The organism is Pseudomonas indica NBRC 103045, assembly GCF_002091635.1.
Lineage (GTDB): Bacteria > Pseudomonadota > Gammaproteobacteria > Pseudomonadales > Pseudomonadaceae > Pseudomonas_M > Pseudomonas_M indica.
In genome coordinates this window covers 41,537-62,109 of the sequence record NZ_BDAC01000029.1, presented here as the reverse complement: position 1 = coordinate 62,109, position 20,573 = coordinate 41,537, and the positions used below count along the sequence as shown (strand labels likewise).

The following is a 20,573-nucleotide window of genomic DNA, read 5'->3' as shown; positions in this document are numbered from 1 at the left end:
AACCGCCAAGTCGAACACCGAACCAACTCCCTCGCCCCTCTGGGGAGAGGGCCGGGGTGAGGGGGTGATCCACCAGCCTCTTCAACCGCCAAGTCGAACACTGAACCAAACGCCCTCGCCCCTCTGGGGAGAGGGCCGGGGTGAGGGGGCGATCCACCAGCCCCCTCAACCGCCAAGTCGAACACCGAACCAACTCCCTCGCCCCTTTGGGGAGAGGGCTGGGGTGAGGGGGCGATCCACCAGCCCCCTCAACCGCTAAGCCGAACACCGAACCAACCCGTAATGACAGAGAGAACCCCACTCTCCCGACCCAAACAACGGAGCCATCTCATGTCCCAGATTCCGCACCTGATCCACGGCGAACGCATCCCCGGCAGCGGCCGTCACGCCGACGTCTACAACCCGTCCACCGGGCAGGCCATCCACCAGGTCGCCCTGGCAGATTGTGCCACCGTCCAGCAGGCCATCGACTCGGCCAAGTCTGCCTTCCCAGCCTGGCGCAACACCCCGCCGGCCAAGCGCGCACAGGTCATGTTCCGCTTCAAGCAACTGCTGGAGCAGAACGAAGCGCAAATCGTCCGATTGATCAGCGAAGAGCACGGCAAGACCCTCGAAGACGCGGCCGGCGAGCTCAAGCGCGGCATCGAAAACGTCGAATACGCCTGCGGCGTGCCGGAACTGCTCAAGGGCGAATACAACCGCAACGTCGGCCCCAACATTGACGCCTGGAGCGACTTCCAGCCGCTGGGTATCGTTGCCGGGATCACCCCGTTCAACTTTCCGGCCATGGTCCCGCTGTGGATGTACCCGCTGGCTATCGCCTGCGGCAACTGCTTCATCCTCAAGCCGTCCGAGCGCGACCCCAGCTCCACTCTGCTCATCGCCGAACTGTTGCACCAGGCCGGCCTGCCCACGGGCGTGCTCAACGTCGTGCACGGCGACAAGGAAGCGGTGGACGCACTGATCGAAGCGCCGGAGGTCAAGGCCCTCAGCTTCGTCGGTTCCACCCCCATCGCCGAATACATCTATGCCGAGGGCGCCAAGCGCGGCAAGCGCGTCCAGGCCCTGGGCGGTGCCAAGAACCACGCCGTGCTGATGCCCGACGCCGACCTGGACAACGCCGTCAGCGCGCTGATGGGCGCGGCCTACGGCTCCTGTGGCGAGCGCTGCATGGCCATCTCCGTGGCCGTGTGCGTCGGCGACCAGATCGCCGATGCCCTGGTGGACAAGATCGTGCCGCAAATCCAGGCCCTGAAAGTCGGCGCCGGCACCTGCAACGGCCTGGACATGGGGCCGCTGGTCACCGCCGCCGCCCGCGACAAGGTGGTCGGCTACATCGACGACGGCGTTGCCGCCGGCGCGAAGCTGGTGGTGGACGGCCGCGGCTACCGCGTCGCCGGTCATGAAGATGGCTACTTCGTCGGCGGTACCCTGTTCGACCGCGTGACCCCGGACATGCGCATCTACCAGGAGGAAATCTTCGGCCCGGTGCTCTGCATCGTCCGCGTCGACAGCCTCGAACAGGCCATGCAGTTGATCAACGACCACGAATACGGCAACGGCACCTGCCTCTTCACCCGCGATGGCGAAGCGGCCCGGCTGTTCTGTGACGAAATCGAAGTCGGCATGGTCGGCATCAACGTCCCCCTGCCGGTACCGGTGGCCTACCACAGCTTCGGCGGCTGGAAGCGCTCCCTGTTCGGCGACCTCCACGCCTACGGCCCGGACGGCGTGCGCTTCTACACCCGCCGCAAGGCCATCACCCAACGCTGGCCACAACGCGCCAGCCACGAGGCGGCGCAGTTCGCATTTCCGAGTAATGGTTGAGTTAGTGCGATAGAGAAAAGGCCAGTCGGGAGACTGGCCTTTTTCGTTGGACGAGATGGACGATGGTTCCCACGCTCCGCCTGGGAACCCCTCCCGGGACGCTCTGCGCCCCACAGACGCGGAGCGTAGGAGCATCGCCAAACCAGTGGCAATGCTCATATCGCTGCGACAAGCGTAGCGGTTTGTCCGCTCCGGCTTGAGCTATCGTTCGCGGCGCCATTACTATGCCATCGCTGCTCAGGGACGAACGCATCGATGGAACCGCGTCTGCCGTCCCGGCGGCCTGTCCGGACGTTCCGGTTCCTCCCTTCTGCAAAAGGACTTTTCCATGCGTCACCTGCTCTGCCTTTCCCTGTTCGCCCTTGTCCTTACCGGCTGTGCTTCATCGGCCAATATCGGTGGCATGACCGTGGCGGACACCCAGGCCCAAAGCCAAACCTACTCCCCGGCACTGAAAGAAAATGTCCAGGTCAGCGACGTGGAAGGCGGGAAGAAAACCAATCCGATGTGGACCTCCGAGATCGACGGGCCGGACTTCAAGGCCGCGCTGTCGGATTCGCTGGACAAGGCGGGCCTCCTGAGCGCTGCCGGCAACGCTCCCTACACGCTCAAGGCCAAGCTGGTGCGCGTCGACCAGCCGCTGTTCGGCATGGATTTCAAGGTCACCAGCGATGTCGAGTACAGCCTGGTCGATAACGCCAGCGGCAAGGAAATCTTCCGCGAAATCCTCAGCACACCGTACACCGCTACGGTCAGCGATGCCTTCGTCGGCGTCACCCGCCTGCGCCTGGCCAACGAGGGTTCGGCCCGCGAAAACATCGCCGCGCTGCTCAAGCGTCTCAGCGCGCTGAACATCGAGGCCGGTCAGGTTTCGCTGAAGCAATAAGCATTGATGTAGGTTTGACGAGGGTTCTCACGCTCCGCGTGGGAACCCCTCCCGGGACGCTTCGCGTCCCCCAGACGCGGAGCGTCTGAGCCCTGCATTCCCACGCGGAGCGTGGGAACGATCTCACCGCATTACATCGGCCTCGGCAAACAGGGCCCGTTCCTTGCTATCGCTCCATCGTCCGGGTGCGTGCCCCGGAGACATAGACCGATAGCCCAACGGGAGCCCTTTCGATGAACACTGCCAGCATCGCCGATTTCATGACCAAGGATTTCGCCACCATCCGCCCTGACATGCCGGTCGTGCAGGCGGCGCGCAGGTTGGCGCGCTACCGCATTCTCGGTGGGCCGGTGGTCGATACGGAGGGCCGGTTGCTGGGCTGGATTTCCGAGCAGGAGTGTCTGCAAGTGGCTATCCAGGTGGCTTACTACAACCAGCGCGTGGCTACGGTGCGCGACATCATGCGCACCGATGTGCTTAGCGTGACGCCTGAAACCGACCCGATGACCTTGGCGCAGCAGATGCTCGGCGACAAACCGAAGAGCTACCCGGTGGTGGAGGCCGGCGGCAAGGTGATCGGTGTGATCACCCGTCGGCACATCCTTAAGTTGCTCGATAAACTGATGACCCCGGCGCTTTCCCGCTCGGCTTGAGTTGCACCGCTGCGGTGCGAAGATGAGCCGAACGAGCCCGAACGTGCACCAAAATGTTTGGGTTCATAGATCGTTCCCATGCTCTGCGTGGGAACGTATCCAGGGACGCTCCGCGTCCCACAGACGCAGAGCGTCTGAACCTGCATTCCCACGCAGAGCGTGGGAACGATCGCCACTCACACCTTCTTCACGAACTCCGACTTCAGCTTCATCGCGCCGATGCCATCGATCTTGCAGTCGATGTCATGGTCGCCGTCGACCAGGCGGATGTTCTTCACCTTGGTGCCGACCTTCACCACCAGGGACGAGCCCTTGATCTTGAGGTCCTTGATCACGGTGATGGTGTCGCCGTCCTGCAGGACGTTGCCGACGGAATCCTTGATCACCTTGTCGCCTTCCGGAGCGGCTTCGGCAGCAATGGCGGACCATTCGTGAGCGCACTCGGGGCAGATAAGCATGGTGCCGTCTTCATAGGTGTATTCGGAGTTGCATTTCGGGCAGGGCGGCAGGGTGCTCACGGGATTTTTCCTCTGATGGGGCGAAAAGCCGCACATTGTATAGGTCCTTTGCCGGTTATGGTGCATCGCGCTGCGCTACTGACAGAAGGTTGTCAGGAGGGGCTGCGTAGCCTGGGCCTATCGATCAACCACACGGACGACGCCCATGCTCAACGCACCTATCCTCGAAGTGGCCCTGTTCAAGGTGAAATCAGGCCACGAACGACGCATTCCCGAACTGCGCGCCGGCTTGCGCAAGGCCCTCGAAGACTTCCCCGGATTGCTGGCGTTCTACGGCTACCTGCCACTGGAGCGGCAGGGCGTGTTCCTCGACATCGCCGAATGGGACAGCCTCGAACACGCCCAGGCTGCGGCGGACGCCTTCTCCTCGGGCGACCCGCGCTTCCAGCCGTATATGGAGGCCATCGAGTCGCTGACCTTCATGGGGCATTTTCGGCCGGAGTGAGCGATATGTCAGGGCAAGTCAGGTCGGGCTAGGTTGGCTGTCTGCGAATCCCTCGGGGGAACCGGTTCTCGGATTTACCCAAACTATGACGCTGTTTTCGTGTAGGGGCGGATTTATCCGCCCGCGGCGTCCCGTGGGCACACCCTCCGTCCGATCGGCTGACAATTCCTGGCCTATCGCCCGTTGAACGATTGGCCCGCTCGGGGGTTCTGAAAAACAGGGTGCGGCTCCAGCGCCCCCGTTCCGAATCTCCGGCGCGGCCACATCATCCAGGGGTGGACTCATGAACGCAGAACTCCTCTCTCCCCGTGCCACGGGGCCGGGCAAGGTCCTGGGCATTCTCTTCGTGCTGTTCGGCGTGTTGCTGCTGGCCGGTGGCATCAAGCTGGCGATGCTGGGGGGCTCGCTCTACTACCTGATCGCCGGTGTCGCCCTGGTGCTGTGCGGCATCCTGCTGTTCCTCGGCCACGCGGCGGCGATCTGGCTGTATGCCTTGTTCCTCTTCGGCTCGACGCTCTGGGCGCTCTACGAGGTGCGGCTCGACTGGTGGCAATTGGTGCCGCGGCTGGCGTTGTGGTTCGCCCTCGGGTTGCTTCTGCTGCTGCCGGTGTTTCGGGGAACCTCGCGTTTCACCGGGGCAGGCTGGGGCCTGGCCAGTGCGGTGGTGATCGCCGGGCTGGTGGCGCTGGCCAGCCTGTTCACCCATCCCGGACGGATCGAAGGCGCATTGGAGCGCGAGGTCGCCGCCGTGGAAAGCATGGCGCCGCCCATCGAACCGGGCGACTGGCCGTCCTACGGGCGCAGTCCTTTTGGCGACCGCTATTCGCCGCTGGACCAGATCACTCCGGAAAACGCCGGCGACCTGGAGCTGGCCTGGAGTTACCGCACCGGCGACGTCCCCGGCCCCGGCGACCCGCAGGAAACCACGGCGGAGAACACCCCGCTGAAGGCCAACGGCATGCTCTACGTGTGCACGCCGCACAGCCAAGTGATCGCCCTGGACCCGGATACCGGCAAGGAAATCTGGCGCTTCGATCCCAAGCTCAGCACCCAGGATGCCGACAGCTTCAAGGGCTGGGCACACATGACCTGCCGGGGCGTGGCCTATCACGACGAGGCGGCCTACGTCGGCCAGCCTGCCGCCACACCGACCCAGGTGCCGGCCGATGAAACCGCGCTGGCCGAGGGCGCTCCGGCTGCCGAACCCCCGACCGAGGCCGCACCGCCCGTGGCCGAGGCCCCCGCCCCGGCGCCGGTGGAGAATCCCTGCCCGCGCCGGCTGTTCCTGCCGACTGCGGACACCCGCCTGATCGCCATCAACGCCGACACCGGCAAGACCTGTCCGGACTTCGGCGACAACGGCTCGGTGGACCTCGCCACCGGCATTGGCGATTTCCAGCCCGGTGGCTACTACTCCACCTCGCCGCCGGCGGTGACCCGCGATCTGGTGATCATCGGCGGCCATGTGACCGACAACGTCTCCATCGACGAGCCGTCCGGGGTAATCCGTGCCTACGACGTGCGCAGCGGTCGCCTGGTGTGGAACTGGGACAGCGGCAACCCGGACGTCACCACGCCGTTGCCGGAAGGCCAGACCTACACCCGCAACTCGCCGAACATGTGGTCGATCATGAGCGTCGACGAGACGCTCGGCATGATCTACCTGCCCATGGGCAACCAGACCCCGGACCAGTGGGGCGGCAACCGCACGCCGGCCTCCGAGAAATACAGCGCCGGGATCACCGCCCTGGACATCGCCACCGGGCAGGTGCGCTGGACCCGCCAGTTCGTCCACCACGACCTGTGGGACATGGACGTCGGCGGCCAACCGACCCTGATGGACCTGCAGACCGACCAGGGCACGCGGCCGGCGCTGCTGGCTTCCACCAAGCAGGGCAGCATCTACGTGCTGGACCGCAGCAACGGCGAGCCCATCGTGCCGATCCACGAGCGGCCGGTGCCGCAGGGCGCGGTGGAAGGCGACTTCACGGCACCGACACAGCCGTTCTCCGAACTCAGTTTCACGCCACCGGAACTGCGCGAAGCGGACATGTGGGGCGGCACCCCGTTCGACCAGATGCTCTGCCGCATCCAATTCCGTTCGCTGCGCTACGAGGGCATCTTCACCCCGCCGTCGCTACAGGGCTCGCTGGTCTACCCGGGTAATTTCGGGGTGTTCGACTGGGGCGGCATTTCCGTCGATCCGGTGCGCCAGATCGCCGTGCTCAACCCCAGCTACATGGCCTTCACCTCGCAATTGGTGCCGAGCGCGCAAGTGGAGGGCGGCCCGGAGCGCAAGAGCGAGACCGAGGGCGTGCAGCCCAACAAGGGCGCGCCCTACGGTGTGATCCTGCAGCCGCTGCTGTCACCCCTCGGGCTGCCGTGCCAGGCGCCGGCCTGGGGCTACGTGGCGGCGGTGGACCTGACCACCAACGAGACCCTTTGGATGCACAAGAACGGCACCGTGCGCGACAACGCGCCCATCCCGATGCCCCTGCCCATGGGCGTGCCGAGCCTGGGCGGGATGGTCACCACGGCCGGTGGCGTGGCCTTCCTCGGCGGGACGCTGGACCAGTTCCTGCGCGCCTATGACGTGCGCACCGGCGAGCAACTCTGGGAAGGCCGCCTGCCAGCCGGCGGCCAGGCCACGCCGATGACTTACACCGGCAAGAATGGCCGCCAGTACGTACTGATTGTCGCCGGCGGCCATGGCTCGCTGGGAACCCGCCAGGGGGACTATGTGATGGCGTATGCGTTGCCGAAGAAATAGGGCGGAAGGGGCGGTCTCGTAGACCCGAGCCAGACGCTTCGCCAGCAGAGCTGGCTCCTACGAGAGCGCGCCGACAGGCACAACATACAAGCGGATTTATCCGCGAAGGGACTGCCGGTTATCGCGAATGAATTCGCTCCCACAGCAGAGGCAGTTGTCCTGCCTGTATAGGAGCCAGCTCTGCTGGCGAATCGTCGCTATTGCTCGGCGTCGTCCTTCTGCTGCATCTGGATGGAAGCCTTTTCCTGGCTGGAGTTGCTGCTCTTGTCCGCATCGGAGCTGTCGAAGCAGCCGGCGAGCAGCAGCGCGGCGAAAAGGGCGGCAGGGAGTTTCAGCTTCATGGCGAGTCCTCGGGAATGGTTGAGCCTTTCCAGTCGACTGCCCCCGGCCATGAATGTTTCCCCGGCCCGATCAGATCGCCGAAGACCGCTTGGCCGGCTGTCTACGGCAACGGCAGGCCGACCGCATGGGCGGACTCGATGAGGTCGAAACGCTGTTGTAGTGCGTCGATTCGCTCCAGCTTCTCTCGCTTGGGTTCTGGCACCGCCCAGTAGCGCGCCTTGTATTCCTGTTCGCTGTACAACTCGGCAAGGGTTGCGGCGACCCGTTCTGCATGCGGGTCATCGGCCCTGGCGTACTCCGGCAGCCCGGCCTCCCTCGCCAGTTGGCTCGCTACCAACAGGGCGGTGTCTGTCTGCTCGGTGCAGGCTCGACGCGCACGGGCATTGAAGTAGAGCAGAGCGAGCTTCTTCTCCTCATCGCTCAGTTCCAGCCTCTTGAAGGTGTCGACCGGCAGCACGGGAGCGCCGGGCGCGATGCAGTGCAGGTAGCGGACCTCGGCTTCCGCTTGGGCATTGCTGAGGCGTTCTGCGGCGAAGATTTGCAGGCGTTCACTTTCGGGCGGGGCCAGAGTCAGGCACGGGGCTAGCGCAAGACAAAGTGCAGCAAGGCGATTAGAAGCGACAGCCACTGGCAACGGCTCCCCAGAAGCGATATTGGGCTTGATCGTGCATATGATCGAGCATTTGCTCTTGTGCCACATCTTCGATGGCTCTTCGAGATATTGCCGACCATGAGTTGACGGCACTTCCGAAAAGCTCCCAATCGGTTTGTGAGATGTTGTAGACGGCTTGGCTTGAATTGCTGCGACAAACATCGGATCGCCGAGATCGCCAAGACCCACTAAGGCCGCACGGCCGGAGCCGGCTCCGGCCACTTCAACACGCCCTTGTCGGTGAAGCGACGGGTGCCGAGCAGGCCGCCGGCCAGCTTGCCGCGCAGCACGTACGGCAGACCCTGGCCGGGCGTATAACCGGCGATGCCCCAGGCCTGGCGCACCGCGGAAAATGCGGAAATGGTGATCGGCACGCTGAGCACTGTTTCGCCGAAGCGCGGCACCTGCCCACTCTGGTCGCTGACGCCGCTGGCCAGGGGCTGGCCGTTGATGTCCAGCTCCAGCGCCACGCCGTTGTAGTCGATGGCCGTCTCGTTCGGGTTCTGAATCCGTAGTTTCGCCGCGAAACGCACCTCCAATCCCTGGCCGGGCAAGGGCTCCAGGCCGACCAGATCGATGTGTAACGGATCGCGCGGGCTCAGTGTGCTACAGGCGCTCAACCCCAGCAGAACCAGGAGCAGGAAGAGAGAGCGGGCAAGAACGGACATATCGGTTTTCCGCATCGGCTGGACTCAAGCAGTGGACAGGCTGACGGAGCGTTTGCTCCGTCCTGTTCAGCGTAGCGGCTGCCATCCGTCGTGGCTGCGATAGCTTCTACACCTGTGACTCTCAGTCGTATTCCGCTTCCTCGTGATCGCCCAGCAGCCGCAATTGCCGCGGCGTGCAGGCGGCCAGGACCTCCGGGTTGAAGCGCCAATGCAGGTAGGGCGAGAACTTCTGCGCCACCATGCGTCGGCCATAGTGCACCTGCAGCAGGTAGCGGCTACGGTCTGGCGTACGGTTGCGACTGCCGGCGTGCCACAGCTCGCTGCGCAGGAACAGCACGTCGCCGGCCCGGCACAGCACCGGCTCGGGTACCCGGCCATGCCAGTCGGCCTCGCCCTCGCGGGGCTTGCGTCCGGCGCGGTGGCTGCCGGGGATGACCAGGGTGGGGCAGAGGGCTTCGTCGATGTCGTCCAGGTAGAACATGGCCGTGCAAATCTGCATCGGCAGCTCGAACGAGGGGGCGGCCAGCAGGCTTTCCGGCAGTTCCATCACCAGATAGTCCACATGCAGGTCGGCACCGATGAAGCCAGGATGGCTGCGCCAGGCGGTCTGGCCGATCACATGGCAGTCGGCCCCCAGGCTGGCTTCCGCCAGTTCGATCACGCCGGGCCTGTCGAGGTAGGGCAGCCACAGCGGATCGCGGTTGAACAGGCATTTGTAGTGATCCACCAGACCGGTGTAATCCCAGTGGATCGGCTGCAAGCGATCGATGGCGTCGCGCAGCTCGGCGACCTGTGTCGCGCCCAGCACGCCGCGCAGGAGGGCGAAGCCTTGCTCGTGCAGGGCGCGCAGGTGCCGGGCGGTGGATTCGGGTGTCGGGTGCATGGCGGGCTCGTCGGGGGCTTTCAGCAGTATGGGGGCGGATCGACAGCTTGGTGAAAGGTTCGACCCGTAGCATCGCGCCCCGATTCACGCGCTGCTTCCATCGGCGCATCCGGAACGTTGCCACAAGCGATGTTCCAACCTCCTGCTTCTTTGGCTCCGCATGGGCGGAGCACCCGGCGCAGCCACGAGCTGCGCTTTTTTTTGCGCGGCATTCAGCCCGCCGTTCAGCAGTTATTCCTTTTCGCGAATGAATTCGCTCCTACAGTAAGAGGCGCCGCTTGGAAGGAAGGCTCTTCTTGCCATCATCAGGGCGACGAGGGCTTGTCGCGCAGCAACGCAAGAGACCCCATCAAATCCGGCAGCAGGGTGCGCAGCGAGCGGTGCTGCGCTTCCGCCTCTTCGGGAGTGGGCAAATCACTGGGGTCGACCGAGGAAAACGAGGAGCGTGCATCGAAGAAAATATCCTCAGCGCCGTCCAGTCGCACCATCGGGCCCTCGGCATGAGGACGGAAGTGGGTGAAGGCTTCCGGTGAGCCGGGTCGCAGCGAGGAACTCGAAGCACCCTCGTGAGAGGAAGATATCCCAGCGCTATGGGTCGGGCCGATGGGCGACGTTGCCATGCGGGGCCTCTCAGGTGAACAGACGGGGGGAGTGGAAGCCGGGGGTGAGCAGCGGACCCTTGGCGGTATGGCGGGTACCGGAGCGCTGGTTGCGGAAGGCGTCGAGATACAGGCGCAGGGCGCCGGCCAGTTTGGACATCTGCTCCAGGATGCGGTCGAGCGCGACGTCGTCGAGTCCCGTCATGTCGTGAACGCTGCGCAGCATGAGCTGTTTCGATTCCGGGTTGTAGCCGAGTGAGGCGCCGCCGGTGCGGGTCGGTTCGAGATTGAGCGCCATCGACAGCGTGAGCAGGTCGTTGTCCTTGGGCATGGTCAGGCGGTCCACCAGGGTGAAGATGAACAGCGTGGTGTCCATCTCGGGCAGCCAGAGCAGGCACTCCTCGCCTTCGGCCGTGCAAACGAAGTGACGGTCGTTCTTCGTCTCCATGGCGACGGTGATGCCGCGTCGACGCAGCCACTGGTCCAGTTGTTCTTTCGCCTTGATCGGCTGCATGGCCGCTCCCTGCTTTCGTTTCCGACATTACGGCTGCTGTGTGGCGTCGACAGCGAAAGAGTTCCGGGCGAAGTGTTCAGGTCAACGGCTGGATGCGGATATCGCTGAGCCCGACTTCATCGGCTCGGCTTTCCAGGCTGGGACGGCAGTTCTGCTCCCAGGGCGCGTCTTCCACCACGCGCGGCTCGCGGGTGTGTTCGTGCAGGAGGCGCAGGCGGACCTGGTCGAGGGTGGGTTCGTGGAATTCGTCGAGGATCAGCGAGGCCAGCTGGCCGTTCAGCCGGTAGTCGATCCGGTAGCGTTTGAGTTCGTGCATGGGCGGTCTCCGGGGTTCCTATGATTGGGACCACCGGGCCGCCGGGAATTTCCCGTGTCAGCCCGCTTCCGGTTCCGGCTCGTGCAGGACGGCCCGTTCGCCGTCGAGGAGGGCCGCCTTGCGCTGCGCGCCCCAGCGGTAGCCGAGGCGTGCGCCGTCGCCGCCGACCACCCGGTGGCAAGGCACCAGCAGGCCGACCGGGTTGCTGGCGCAGGCGCGGGCGATGGCGCGGGCGTGGGTGCCGAGGCTGGCGGCCAGTTCGCCGTAACGGCGGGTCTCGCCGCTCGGAATCTGGGTCAAGGCACGCCAGACGCGCTGCTGGAAGGCGGTGCCGCGCAGGTCCAGCGGGAGGCGGGCGGCGCGTTCCGGCTCTTCTAGTTGGGCAACGACCGAGTTCAGCCAATCGCCGAGCCCGGCATCGTCGCGCTGCAGCCGGGCGGCGGCGAAGCGGTGGCGCAGATCGTCCTCCAGCGAGGCTTCGTCATCGCCGAACAGCAGGGCGCAGACGCCTTTCTCGCTGGCGGCCAGGAGCAGCAGGCCGAGCGGGCAGGGGGCGATGGCGTAGCGCAGGGCTTCGCCGGCACCCTGGCGGCGCTGCTGGGCCGGGCTCAGGGCGCCGGGGCGTTCATAGAGGGCGCGGGTACCGGAGTAACCGGCCTCCAGCGCTGCGGCGAGTACCGAGGGCGCCTGCGGCAGCTCCGCTTCCAGACGGGCACGGCGGCGGGCGTCGGCCCAAGCCTTCGGGGTCAGGCCGGTACGCGCCTTGAAGGCGCGCGCCAGATGCGACGGTGACAGGCCGATTCGCGCCGCCAGTTGTGCCAGGGTGAGCGGCGTTGACGTCTGTTCCAGCAGACGGCAGGCGGCGGCGACCAGGGCATCCATCTGTTCGGCCGGGCTCGCGCCTTTCGGCGAGCAGCGTCGGCACGGGCGAAAGCCGGCGGACTCGGCGGATTCGGCAGAGGGGTGGAACTCGATGTTGTCCCGCCGCGGACGCCGCGGACGCCGCGCCGGGCAGCTTGGCCGGCAGTAGATGCCGGTGCTGCGAACGGCGGTGACGAACTGACCGTCGCGTGAGGCATCGCGAGCGCAGACGGCTTGCCAGCAGAGTTCGGGATCGAGCATGGTGGTCTCCAGGGCTTGCCGTCATTGTCGGCCGGAGGGCGATCGCTGCCAATCCGGATCGCGCTTTCAAAGTGACGGTTCCCCGGGTGCGTTGACTAAGCTGAGGGAAGCGGCGGCGTGGCGAAAGGAAGAAGAGGACGCTCCATGGAATTTCGCGGATGGCTGACGATTGGCCTGGTCTGGCTGTGCTTCTCCGTGTCCGCCGCCGAGCGGATGGACCTGACGGCCGAAGAACAGGCCTGGGTCGATGCGCATCCGGTGGTGCGGGTGGGCATGAGCCGAGGGGGCTGGCCGCCGTTCGATATCGTCGATGAGCAGGGCCAGCACGGCGGCATCAGCGCGGATTACCTGGCGGCCCTGGGCCGGCGGATCGGCGTGCACTTCAACCTGGTCCTGGTGGACGGCTGGGACGAAGCCCTGGAGGCCCTGGCCAGCGGCCGCGTCGATCTGCTGCCGTCGGTGGCCTACAGCCCCGAGCGGGAGAGGCGCCTGCTGTTCAGCGATGCGTACCTCAGCAGCCGCAACCTGATCTTCGTGCGCCAGGATTCCCCCGTGCAGTCGCTCAAGGACCTGGCCGGCAAACGGGTAGCCGTCGAGCGCGGTTTCGTCCTGCGCCAGATGGTCGACGAACAGGTGTCCGGCGTTACGTTCGTCGAGACGGCCGACACCGAACAGGCGCTGCGCCTGGTGTCGTCCGGCAAGGCCGATGCCTATGTCGGCAACATGACCGTGGCGAGCTACCTGATTCGCCAGCACAACCTCACCAACCTCGAACTGCGCGGCGAGACCGGCATCCAGACCGGCGACCTGCACTTCGCCGTGCGCCGGGACTGGCCGGAGCTGGTCGAACTGATCGACCGCGCCCTGGCGACGCTCGGCGAGCAGGAGCGCCAGGCGATCCGCGACCGCTGGCTGCCGCCGCTCACCGAGTTCAACTGGCGCAAGGCGCTGGAAGTGGCCTGGCCGTTCGCCGGCGGCCTGCTATTGCTGATCGCCAGCATGCTGTACTGGAACCGCCGGCTGCGCGTGCAGATCCGCGAGCGCCAACGCGCCGAGGCGGAAGCCCGGCGGCAGCGCAGCGTACTGCTGGCGCTGGTCAACGCGATTCCCGACCCGATCTGCTACAAGGACGCCGATGGTCGCTACCTGGGCGCCAACCAGGCCTACGTGACCCTGATCGGCCGTCCGCTGGAGGCGCTGCTCGGCCGTCGCGACCAGGAACTGGGCGACGGCGCGGCCTGGGCCAGCGGTACGGCAGAGGCCGACGAGAGCTGGGCGCAGTACCCGGACGGTCGCCGCGTGCTGCTGGATACCCAGCGCGCCGCGTTCCACGATGAGTCCGGCGAGCTGCTCGGCAGCGTCTCGGTCAGCCACGACGTCACCGCGCGCAAGCAGACCGAGCAGGCGCTGGCCCGGGCCAAGGCATTGGCGGAGGAGGCCGCCCGGCTGAAGTCGGACTTCCTCGCCAACATGAGCCATGAAATCCGCACGCCGCTCAACGCCATCATCGGCATGGCGCACCTGGCCTTGCAGACGTCGCCGAACCCGCGCCAGCGCGATTATCTGAACAAGATCCAGCAGGCCGGCCAGCACCTGCTGCGGGTGATCGACGACATCCTGACCTTTTCCCGCGCCGAGGCCGGCAAGCTGGCCATCGAGCGGATCGAATTCGGCTTGCAGTCGCTGCTGGACGATCTGGTCAACATGGTCGGTCCCAAGCTCGCGGCGAAGCGCCTGGAGCTGTTGTTCAACCTGGACGACCGCCTGCCCGGCCGGCTGCTCGGCGATCCGCTGCGGATCGGTCAGATCCTGATCAACTACGTGAACAACGCGATCAAGTTCACCGAGCACGGCGAGATCGAGGTGATCCTGCGCGCCGAGCGCCAGGGCGAGCGCGACCTGCTGCTCTACCTCGGTGTGCGCGACACCGGCATCGGGCTCGATCCTGAGCAGCAGCGCCACTTGTTCCAGCCGTTCCAGCAGGGCGACAGCTCCATCACCCGCCAGTTTGGCGGCAGTGGGCTGGGCCTGGCGATCTGCAAGCGGCTGGCGGAGGCGATGGGCGGCAGCGTCGGGGTGGAGAGCCGGTTGGGCGAGGGCAGCCTGTTCTGGTGTCGCCTGCCGCTTGGTGTCGCGCTGTCCTCGCAACCGTTGCTGCCGCGTCTGAGCGTGCGCGGCAGCCGGGTGCTGGTGGTGGACGACAACGGCAGCGCGCGCCGGCTGCTCGGCGAGATTTTCCAGAGCATGGGCTTTCGCGTCGCCACGGAGGCGTCCGGCACGCTGGCGGTCCAGCGGATTCAGGAGGCAGCGGCCAGGGGCGCGGCGTTCGATCTGGTGCTGCTGGACTGGCAGATGGCCGAGCTGGACGGCCTGGAAACCGCCCGCCGCATTGCCGCGCTGGGGCTGAGAACCCCGCCGCGGGTGGTGCTGGTCAGTGCCTTCGGCCGCGAGGAGCCGCCCGTCGCGGCCGAGCTGGGCATCAGCGCGGTGCTGGCGAAGCCGCTGACGCCGACCCAGTTGTTCGAGGTGGCGCTGCTCTGCCTGAGCGGGGCCGCCGACCAGCGCAGCTCGCGCCCGCCGCCGGTGCCGCCGCCATTGCCATCGTTCGCCGGGCAGCGGGTCCTGCTGGTGGAAGACAACGAGCTGAACCAACTGGTCGCCCGCGAGCTGCTCAGCGAAAGCGGCCTGCAAGTGGATGTGGCGGAGAATGGCGCCGTGGCCCTGGACCTTCTCCAGCTCCACGACGAGGGCCATTACGCCCTGGTGCTGATGGACATGCAGATGCCGGTGCTCGATGGCATCGGCGCGGCCCGGGCGATCCGCGAACAGGAGCGCTTTCGCGACCTGCCGATCGTCGCCATGACCGCCAACGCCTTGCCGGCGGATCGCGAGCGCTGCCTGGAGGCGGGCATGGACGATCACCTCGGCAAGCCGATCTCACCCGCCGAGTTGTGGACAACGCTGTCGCGCTGGCTCAATGCGGAGGAGGAGACCACGGCCTCGGCGGCGGCGATGCCGAAGGCGCCGAGCTGGGGGCTGCCCGGCGTGGATGTCGCGGCGGGGCTACGCCTCGTTGCTGGGCGCGAGGACCTCTATCGCTCCCAACTGAGCCGCTTCGCCGCCAGCGAAAAGACCTTCGTCGCCCGTCTGCGTGGAGCGTTGGCCGCGGGAGACCGGGCGACGGCGGCGCGCCTGCTACATACCTTCAAAGGGCTGGCCGCCGGCCTCGGTGCGGACGAATTGCGTAGGCGTGCGGTCGAACTGGAAACGGCGTTGGAGCAGGGGAACGATCCGGCCGGGTTGCAGCCGTCCATCGATGCATTGGCGACCCGCCTGGAAGTGCTGATCGATGCCATCGAGACACGTATGGCCGAAGCCGGCGAGGGGCAGGGCACGGTGGTACCGGAAACGGACCTGGCCCGTCTCTGCGCCCGCCTGGCGGAATTGTGCTCGGCGGACGATCCGCGCGCCGGAAAACTGCTCGACGAGCAGGCCGAAACCCTGCGCAGCGCCTTAAATGAGAGTTATGCGACCATCGCCGAAGCCTTGCATGACTACGACTTCGAGACGGCGCTGGAGGCGTTGCGGGTGGCGGCACGGCAACGGGACATCAGTCTTTGACGCGGAGAGCGTATGGATACGATGCTCGACAGACCCGACCAGGAGCTGATCCTGGTGGTCGACGACACACCGGCCAACCTCGACCGGATCAGTGGGCTGTTGCTCGATCGGTACCGGGTCAAGGTCGCCGGCAGCGGCGAGAAGGCCCTGCACCTGGCCGCGGCCAGTCCGCAGCCGGACCTGATCCTGCTCGATGTGATGATGCCGGACATGGACGGCTACGAGGTCTGTCGCCGGCTCAAGGCCGACCCCGCCACCGCGGCGATCCCGGTGATCTTCCTCACCGCCATGAACCAGGAGGGCGACGAGCAGCACGGCCTCGATCTCGGCGCCCAGGATTACCTGACCAAGCCGGTCAGCGCGCCGATCCTGCTGGCGCGGGTGCGTGCCCAACTGCAACTGAAGGCGGCCGCCGACTACCTGCGCGACAAGAGCGAATACCTGGAACTGGAGGTGCGGCGGCGCACCCGCGAGATCCAGGCGCTGCACGATGCGCTGATCGAATCCATGGCGATCCTCGCCGACACCCGCGACAACCCCGACGGCAAGCATCTGGTGCGCATCGAGCTGTACATGCAGGCCCTGGCCGGCGCGCTGGCGCGGCAAGTACCCGGGCTGCGCGATGAGCTGAGCGACGAGCGCATCGCCCTGCTGGCCAAGTCGGCCCAGTTGCACGACATCGGCAAGCTGGCAATCCCGGACCGCCTGCTGCTCAGCCCGGCTCCCCTGGAGGGTGAAGACCTGGCGCTGATGCAGAGCCACACCCGCGCCGGCCGCGACGCCCTGGACCGGGCCGAGCGCAAGCTGGGTACGGAAACCAGCTTCCTCACCTACGCCAAGGAAATCGCCTACTGCCATCACGAGCGCTGGGACGGCTCGGGATATCCCCAGGGGCTGCGCGGCGAGCAGATTCCGCTGTCGGCGCGCCTGCTGGCGCTGGCCGATTACTACGACGAACTGACCAGCCGGCATCCGTACCGCCAGTCGCTTAGCAGCGACGAAGCGGAAACCCGGATCGGCGCCGCCAGTGGCAGCCATTTCGATCCGCAAGTGGTGCTGGCCTTCCTCGAAGTGGCGCTGCAGTTCGCCGAAATCGCCCGGACCCACGCCGACAGCGACGAGGCCATCAGCCAGGAATTGCAGCGCATGGAAGACTCCCTGGCGGAGAACATCGAGCTGGTGCCGCCGTCGTGAGGGCCGATGGCTGGTTCACTGCCAATCGAGCTGCAGCGCTTCCTGCCAGGCGAAGCGTTCGAAATGGCTGGCGACCACTTGTTTCAGGCGCTCCAGCGTTTCTTCCCGAGCGCTTTCCACGCGCAGGCTGAGGCCCTGGTTTTCCGCCTTCAGCAGGCAGACGCCTCCATCGAATTCGATACGGCCGCTGGTTTCGTCATGGCTGACCGGCAGCTTATGGGCGAAGTGCTTGCACAGGCGACCGATGTAGCGGCCGGGGGTGTCGGTGGGGACATGGGCGGTAGCGTTGAGGGACATGGCAACTCCTGGTTGGGGCGGCCTGGGCAGGCCGCCCGGTTCGATCAGTAACCGACGGTGAAGCGTTTCTGGATGTGCTTCGGCTGCTCGATCTCGTCGAGGATGGCCACGGCCAGGTCGGCGACCGAGATGTTCGCCGGGTGATCGCCGTTCATCAGCAGCTCGTCGCCGCCGAGGCGGAAGCGGCCGGTGCGTTCGCCCGGCTCCAGCAGGGCCGGCGGCGAGACGAAGGTCCAGTCCAGCCCGGTTTCCGCGCGGATCAGCTCCAGGGCTTGGCGTGCGCCTTCGGCGCCTTCCTTCCATTCGGCCGGGAAGTGCGGGGTGTCGATCAGTTGCACGCCCGGTGCGACATACAGGCTGCCGGCACCGCCGACCACCAGCAGGCGCTTCACGCCGGCCTGCTTGACCCCGGCGAAGATCGAGCGGGTGCCCTGGAGGAACAGCTCGCGGATGTTTTCCTTGCCCCAGCCGGGGTTGAAGGCGTCGAGCACCGCGTCGTGCCCGGCGACGGCCGTGGCCACGGCATCGGGTTGGTAGGCGTCGGCCTTGAGGGCGGTGAGGTTGGGGTGGGAGGGCAGTTTTTCCGGGTGCTGGACGATGGCGGTGACTTGGTGGCCGCGTTCCAGGGCCTCCTGCAGGAGAGCCGATCCGACGAAGCCGCTGGCACCGATCAGGGCGAGTTTCATGGTGATTCCTCTATGGGCGATGGAAAAGTGGCATCCATGATCGCTGCTGGATAAACAGCCGAAAAAGTGGCAAAAAATGCTTTCACTGTTAATCGGAGCTTAAAGATGGAGCAGCTCAAGCGCATGGCGCTGTTCGCCACTGTGGTCGATAAGGGCTCCATGGTCGCCGCCGCCGAGGCCCTCGGCATGACCGCCTCGGCCGTCAGCCAGCAGATTCGCCGGCTGGAGGAAAGCACTCAGGTCAGTCTGCTGCACCGCACCACCCGCAAACTGACGCTGACCGAAGCTGGCGCGGTGTTCTACCGCAGTTGTGCCCAGGTACTCGAACTGGCTCAGCAAGCCGAACAGCGCCTGGCCGAGCTGCGCGACGCGCCGGTGGGCGAGTTGCGCATCGCCGCGCCGGTGGGGTTGCCCGGCAAGATGATCAGCGAGGCCCTGGCGCCCCTGCTGCTGGCCCATCCGGGGCTCAGCCTGCGGCTGTTCTTCCACGACGAGGTGATCGACCTGGTGGAGCAACGCATCGATCTGGCCATCCGTGTGGGGCGCCAGGACGACTCCAGCCTGGTGGCGCGCTACGTGACGGACTGGCGCATGCTGCTCTGCGTCGCGCCGTCCTACCTGGCGCGCTGCGGTTGGGTGGAGACGCCACGGCAATTGCTCGAACTGGACTGGATCGGGCTGAACACCGACCGCTTCCAACATCTGCTGCTGCGAGGCCCCGGCGGCGCCGAGGAGCACCTGCGCCTGGAGAGCCGCATCGGTTGCAACAACATCCTCGCCGGGCGCCAGTTCACCCTGGCCGGCATGGGCGCCTCGTTGCAACCCGAGCCGGAGATTCGCGACCTGCTGGCCCGTGGCGAATTGCTGGTGCTGCTGCCGGACTGGCAACCGGAAACGATCGGCCTGTACCTCGTCACACCCCGCCGCGATGCCCAGCCGGCCAAGGTGCGCTACGCCATCGAGGCCCTGCGGCAGACGTTGCTGGCGGCCCGATGAGTCGCCGGGTGTCCGGTAGGCGGTTCCGAACTGTGAAAATCGGCGCCATTCTCGTCGGCAACCTGGGCGATCCCTGGCGATTTGCCGTATAACGGCCACTGGGCGCAGGCAAGAGGACCCCTGGCAAGCTGATGAAGATTCCAAAACGTATCCAGCCCCTGGTCGACGATGGGATGGTCGATGAGGTGCTGCGCCCGCTGATGAGTGGCAAGGAAGCGGCGGTCTATGTGGTGCGCTGCGGCGATGAGCTGCGCTGCGCCAAGGTCTACAAGGAGGCCGCCAAGCGCAGTTTCCGCCACGCGGCCGAATACCAGGAAGGCCGCCGTACCCGCAACAGCCGCGATGCCCGAGCCATGGCCAAGGGCTCGAAGTACGGCCGCAAGGAGCAGGAAGACGCCTGGCAGAACGCCGAGGTCGCGGCCCTGTTCCGGCTGGCCAATGCTGGCGTGCGAGTGCCCAAACCCTACGACTTCCTCGACGGCGTGCTGTTGATGGAGCTGGTGCAGGACGAATACGGCGATGCTGCTCCGCGCCTCAACGACGTCGAACTGCACCCGGACGACGCCCGCGAATACCACGCCTTCATGATCGGCGAGATCGTCAAGATGCTCTGCGCCGGGCTGGTCCATGGCGACCTGTCGGAGTTCAACGTGCTGCTCGGCCCGGACGGTCCGGTGATCATCGACCTGCCCCAGGCAGTGGATGCCGCCGGCAACAACCATGCGTTCCGCATGCTGGAGCGCGACGTGGGCAATATGGCCGCCTACTTCGGCCGCTTCGCCCCGGAGCTGAGATATACCCGTTACGCGAAGGAAATGTGGGCGCTCTACGAGGCCGGCAGGCTGACCCCAGACACCCGTCTGACCGGCGAATTCAAGGAGCCCGAGGATGCCGCCGACATCGCCGCGGTAATGCGCGAGATCAAGGCGGCCCTGGCCGAGCAGGCGCGCCGGGAGGCGGCGCTGAAGGCCGACGAGCAGCCACACGAGAAGGAAGAGCCGACGCCGCCCTGGTTGCGCGGTTGAGCCACTACCTCTTTCGCACGCTTGACCGCCGCCGCCGCTGCGTCGATCCTTGCGCGATTCAGCGATACCCATGTGGAGTGAACGGATGAAAGGCCAGGCACAGGTGGTGGATTATCTCAAGGAGCTGCTCCGGGGCGAGCTGGCGGCGCGCGATCAGTATTTCCTGCATTCGCGGATGTATGCCGACTTCGGTCTCGAGAAGCTCTACGAGCGGATCAACCACGAGATGGAAGAGGAAACCCAGCACGCCGACGCCCTGTTGCAGCGCATCCTGTTCCTGCAAGGCACGCCGGACATGACGCCGGAGCCGATCAACCCGGGGCAGACCGTGCCGGACATGCTGCGCAACGACCTCGCCCTGGAATACAAGGTCCGCGCCGCGCTGGCCAAGGGCATCGAACTCTGCGAGCAACTGGCGGACTACCCGACCCGCGACATCCTCCAGGCTCAGTTGAAGGACACCGAGGAAGACCACGCCTACTGGCTGGAGCAGCAACTCGGCCTGATCGACCGCATCGGCCTGCAGAATTACCTGCAATCGCAGATGTCCTGATCGTCC

Annotated in this window: 21 protein-coding genes; 10 read left to right on the top strand and 11 right to left on the bottom strand. The window is 66.1% G+C overall.

Annotation, left to right across the window (positions count from 1 at the left end):
- Nucleotides 1-330: 330 nt before the first annotated feature.
- The 3 genes from PIN01S_RS23815 (at nucleotide 331) to PIN01S_RS23805 (ending at nucleotide 3,366) form a co-directional block, all read left to right on the top strand.
- A complete protein-coding gene (locus PIN01S_RS23815) occupies nucleotides 331-1,827 on the top strand; it encodes a CoA-acylating methylmalonate-semialdehyde dehydrogenase (protein WP_084339401.1) in 1,497 nt (498 codons plus the stop codon).
- A gap of 328 nt (nucleotides 1,828-2,155) precedes the next feature.
- Nucleotides 2,156-2,713, top strand: a complete 558-nt coding sequence (locus tag PIN01S_RS23810; protein ID WP_244506036.1) for a putative periplasmic lipoprotein — start codon at nucleotides 2,156-2,158, stop codon at nucleotides 2,711-2,713.
- A 233-nt stretch (nucleotides 2,714-2,946) separates the two neighbouring features.
- Nucleotides 2,947-3,366 (top strand): CBS domain-containing protein, encoded by a 420-nt coding sequence (locus tag PIN01S_RS23805; RefSeq protein ID WP_084339400.1) that lies wholly within the window; start codon nucleotides 2,947-2,949, stop codon nucleotides 3,364-3,366.
- Between the two features lie 176 nt (nucleotides 3,367-3,542).
- Here the strand turns inward: PIN01S_RS23805 and PIN01S_RS23800 are convergent, their stop codons facing one another.
- Nucleotides 3,543-3,884: a zinc ribbon domain-containing protein YjdM gene (locus PIN01S_RS23800; RefSeq protein WP_084339399.1), complete on the bottom strand. Its 342-nt coding sequence runs from the start codon at nucleotides 3,882-3,884 to the stop codon at nucleotides 3,543-3,545.
- A gap of 145 nt (nucleotides 3,885-4,029) precedes the next feature.
- Between PIN01S_RS23800 and PIN01S_RS23795 the strand changes: the two genes are divergently transcribed.
- Both PIN01S_RS23795 and PIN01S_RS23790 read left to right on the top strand, forming a co-directional pair.
- Nucleotides 4,030-4,329: an antibiotic biosynthesis monooxygenase family protein gene (locus PIN01S_RS23795; protein ID WP_084339398.1), complete on the top strand. Its 300-nt coding sequence runs from the start codon at nucleotides 4,030-4,032 to the stop codon at nucleotides 4,327-4,329.
- A 283-nt stretch (nucleotides 4,330-4,612) separates the two neighbouring features.
- Nucleotides 4,613-7,099: a glucose/quinate/shikimate family membrane-bound PQQ-dependent dehydrogenase gene (locus PIN01S_RS23790; RefSeq protein ID WP_084339397.1), complete on the top strand. Its 2,487-nt coding sequence runs from the start codon at nucleotides 4,613-4,615 to the stop codon at nucleotides 7,097-7,099.
- A gap of 197 nt (nucleotides 7,100-7,296) precedes the next feature.
- On the opposite strand, the gene PIN01S_RS26845 is transcribed toward PIN01S_RS23790, so the two are convergent.
- From PIN01S_RS26845 to ada, 8 genes are all read right to left on the bottom strand, one after another.
- Nucleotides 7,297-7,440 (bottom strand): hypothetical protein, encoded by a 144-nt coding sequence (locus tag PIN01S_RS26845; protein WP_169715878.1) that lies wholly within the window; start codon nucleotides 7,438-7,440, stop codon nucleotides 7,297-7,299.
- A gap of 101 nt (nucleotides 7,441-7,541) precedes the next feature.
- Entirely contained in the window at nucleotides 7,542-8,315 is a 774-nt protein-coding gene (locus PIN01S_RS23785; protein ID WP_169715877.1) for a hypothetical protein, read from the bottom strand.
- Complete coding sequence (locus tag PIN01S_RS23780) at nucleotides 8,282-8,761, bottom strand: LEA/WHy family protein (protein ID WP_084339404.1); 480 nt, start codon at nucleotides 8,759-8,761, stop codon at nucleotides 8,282-8,284. Before PIN01S_RS23780 ends, PIN01S_RS23785 begins: the two co-directional genes overlap by 34 nt.
- A gap of 121 nt (nucleotides 8,762-8,882) precedes the next feature.
- On the bottom strand, nucleotides 8,883-9,644 hold the full coding sequence (locus tag PIN01S_RS23775) for a phytanoyl-CoA dioxygenase family protein (RefSeq protein WP_084339395.1): 762 nt from the start codon (nucleotides 9,642-9,644) through the stop codon (nucleotides 8,883-8,885).
- A gap of 305 nt (nucleotides 9,645-9,949) precedes the next feature.
- Nucleotides 9,950-10,132 (bottom strand): hypothetical protein, encoded by a 183-nt coding sequence (locus tag PIN01S_RS23770; protein ID WP_084339394.1) that lies wholly within the window; start codon nucleotides 10,130-10,132, stop codon nucleotides 9,950-9,952.
- A gap of 142 nt (nucleotides 10,133-10,274) precedes the next feature.
- Entirely contained in the window at nucleotides 10,275-10,757 is a 483-nt protein-coding gene (locus PIN01S_RS23765; RefSeq protein ID WP_084339393.1) for a CesT family type III secretion system chaperone, read from the bottom strand.
- A gap of 76 nt (nucleotides 10,758-10,833) precedes the next feature.
- Complete coding sequence (locus PIN01S_RS23760; RefSeq protein ID WP_084339392.1) at nucleotides 10,834-11,073, bottom strand: hypothetical protein; 240 nt, start codon at nucleotides 11,071-11,073, stop codon at nucleotides 10,834-10,836.
- 57 nt (nucleotides 11,074-11,130) lie between these two features.
- A complete protein-coding gene (ada, locus tag PIN01S_RS23755) occupies nucleotides 11,131-12,195 on the bottom strand; it encodes a bifunctional DNA-binding transcriptional regulator/O6-methylguanine-DNA methyltransferase Ada (RefSeq protein ID WP_084339391.1) in 1,065 nt (354 codons plus the stop codon).
- Nucleotides 12,196-12,339: 144 nt separating this feature from the next.
- On the opposite strand from ada, the gene PIN01S_RS23750 reads away from it, so the two are divergent.
- Together PIN01S_RS23750 and PIN01S_RS23745 are read left to right on the top strand one after the other, a co-directional pair.
- Nucleotides 12,340-15,816, top strand: coding sequence for a response regulator (locus tag PIN01S_RS23750; RefSeq protein WP_084339390.1), 3,477 nt, complete (start codon nucleotides 12,340-12,342; stop codon nucleotides 15,814-15,816).
- A gap of 12 nt (nucleotides 15,817-15,828) precedes the next feature.
- On the top strand, nucleotides 15,829-17,010 hold the full coding sequence (locus PIN01S_RS23745; protein ID WP_084339389.1) for an HD-GYP domain-containing protein: 1,182 nt from the start codon (nucleotides 15,829-15,831) through the stop codon (nucleotides 17,008-17,010).
- Nucleotides 17,011-17,025: 15 nt separating this feature from the next.
- Here PIN01S_RS23745 and PIN01S_RS23740 read toward each other — a convergent pair whose 3' ends face one another.
- Both PIN01S_RS23740 and PIN01S_RS23735 read right to left on the bottom strand, forming a co-directional pair.
- Nucleotides 17,026-17,307: a DUF2218 domain-containing protein gene (locus tag PIN01S_RS23740; RefSeq protein WP_084339388.1), complete on the bottom strand. Its 282-nt coding sequence runs from the start codon at nucleotides 17,305-17,307 to the stop codon at nucleotides 17,026-17,028.
- 44 nt (nucleotides 17,308-17,351) lie between these two features.
- Entirely contained in the window at nucleotides 17,352-17,993 is a 642-nt protein-coding gene (locus PIN01S_RS23735; protein WP_084339387.1) for an NAD(P)-dependent oxidoreductase, read from the bottom strand.
- A 105-nt stretch (nucleotides 17,994-18,098) separates the two neighbouring features.
- Between PIN01S_RS23735 and PIN01S_RS23730 the strand changes: the two genes are divergently transcribed.
- The 3 genes from PIN01S_RS23730 to bfr all read left to right on the top strand — a co-directional run bounded on the left by PIN01S_RS23730 (nucleotide 18,099) and on the right by bfr (nucleotide 20,567).
- A complete protein-coding gene (locus PIN01S_RS23730) occupies nucleotides 18,099-18,989 on the top strand; it encodes a LysR family transcriptional regulator (protein ID WP_084339386.1) in 891 nt (296 codons plus the stop codon).
- 131 nt (nucleotides 18,990-19,120) lie between these two features.
- The gene (locus PIN01S_RS23725; RefSeq protein ID WP_084339385.1) at nucleotides 19,121-20,014 is read left to right on the top strand and encodes a PA4780 family RIO1-like protein kinase; all 894 of its coding nucleotides are present in this window, start codon (nucleotides 19,121-19,123) and stop codon (nucleotides 20,012-20,014) included.
- A gap of 85 nt (nucleotides 20,015-20,099) precedes the next feature.
- Complete coding sequence (bfr, locus tag PIN01S_RS23720; protein WP_084339384.1) at nucleotides 20,100-20,567, top strand: bacterioferritin; 468 nt, start codon at nucleotides 20,100-20,102, stop codon at nucleotides 20,565-20,567.
- Nucleotides 20,568-20,573: the final 6 nt, after the last annotated feature.